Consider the following 593-nt stretch of genomic DNA (forward strand, 5'->3'; position numbering starts at 1 on the left):
TTCAAACTTTCCGAAGTTGAAGTTTGACGCGTAATCGCGTTTTTCAAAGGCTTCACCTTTGCGTTTTTTTTGTTTAGGTAGATTTGCTGATGAGTAGCTAAAGCCAAAAGAACCTGTTTCGTGGTCTGCGGTAACAATGATAAGTGTGTCGTCACGACCTTTCGCCCACTCGTAAACAGAGTTCACCGCTTCGTCGAACTTAATCAACTCATGTAGCATGGTACCAGCATCGTTACTGTGGCCAGCCCAGTCGATTTGACCACCTTCAACCATCAAGAAGAAGCCGTCTTTGTTTTTAGAAAGAACATCAAGCGCTTTGACCGTCATCTCTTTCAACGATGGTTGTGTGCGTTTTGGATCGTTTTTGCTGTTGCTGTAAGCAATACCATCATCCATACCTGAGTAAGCGAATAGGCCAAGTAGTTTGTCGCCTTTTGCTTGTGCCAACATGTCTCGGCTGAAAGCTAGGCTGTAGCCTTGGTCTTGCGCTTCGGTAAGCAGATTGCGTTCGTCTTTACGCTTAGATTTCAGGTAAACACTGCCTTGCGTAAGCTTTTCTAGCGCTTGGTAAGTTTCACCTTTGTCGTTAGTCG

At 45.0% G+C, this 593-nt stretch carries 1 protein-coding gene; it reads right to left on the reverse strand.

Going from position 1 to position 593, the window contains the following annotated elements; translation table 11 throughout:
• A partial coding sequence (locus R7Q48_RS29100; RefSeq protein WP_318133835.1) for an alkaline phosphatase occupies nt 1-593 on the reverse strand: 593 nt, incomplete at both ends.

This window comes from Vibrio sp. 378, assembly GCF_033339435.1.